Source organism: Pseudoalteromonas sp. A601, from assembly GCF_002165575.1.
Taxonomy (GTDB): domain Bacteria; phylum Pseudomonadota; class Gammaproteobacteria; order Enterobacterales; family Alteromonadaceae; genus Pseudoalteromonas.
The window spans coordinates 1-948 of record NZ_MXQF01000085.1; the positions used below are offsets into that span (position 1 = coordinate 1).

Here is a 948-nt window from a genome sequence, read left to right on the forward strand (position 1 = left end):
CCTAGATTCGGATAATAAGTGCAATTTCTTAGATTAGATGGCCAGCTGTTATAATTCGGCCATTTTCTCGCCAAAGGAAATTGCTTTAATGAAATATAAACAGCTGACACAAGAAGAAAGATACCAGATTTACGCGTTAATAAAAGCAGGAAATAACCAAAAACAGATAGCTGATGAACTAACTCGTTCGCCATCATCTATCTCTAGAGAGTTAAAACGCAACAAAGGGCTTAAAGGCTATCGACCTAATCAAGCCAATAATTTTGCGGAGCAAAGACGTAAGTCATCTTTCAAAGCAAGTAAGTTAACAGATGACGTTACTGACCGGATTAATAAATTGTTAGTTGACGGACTTTCGCCAGAGCAGGTGGCAGGCCGCTTAGCTTTAGAGAAAAATATCGTTTTACATCATGAAACGATTTATCAATATATTTACAGAGATAAGGCGCGTGGTGGTGAACTATATAAAACACTCACTCGTGCGTGTAAAAAGTATAATAAACGCTATGGAAGCTACGATAAACGAGGACAGATAGTTAATCGAGTCAGTATTGATGAACGCCCAAGTATTGTGGGTTCAAAGTCTAGGATAGGTGATTGGGAGGGTGACACAGTGATAGGCAAAGGACGTAAAAGTGCCTTTGTCACAATGGTTGAACGTAAAACGTTATATACAGTCGTTCACAGAATTGAAAGTAAGCATGCAGAAATAACAGCCGATGCGCTGATAAAGTGTATGACACCATATAAAGATAAGGTTATTACCGTGACTTTAGATAATGGAAAAGAGTTTGCTCACCATGAGCGTGTTGCAAAAAAATTAGAAGCTGATGTGTACTTCGCTCACCCATATTCATCATGGGAGAGGGGCATAAATGAAAATACCAACGGCTTGCTTAGACGTTTCTTCCCCAAGGGAACTGACTTTATGGCGCTAAGTGAAGCAGA

The 948-nt window shown here is 39.3% G+C and carries 1 protein-coding gene; it reads left to right on the forward strand.

Annotated features, from left to right (window positions below):
- Window positions 1–88: 88 nt before the first annotated feature.
- A partial coding sequence (locus B5G52_RS21770; RefSeq protein ID WP_087534710.1) for an IS30 family transposase occupies window positions 89–948 on the forward strand: 860 nt, incomplete at its 3' end.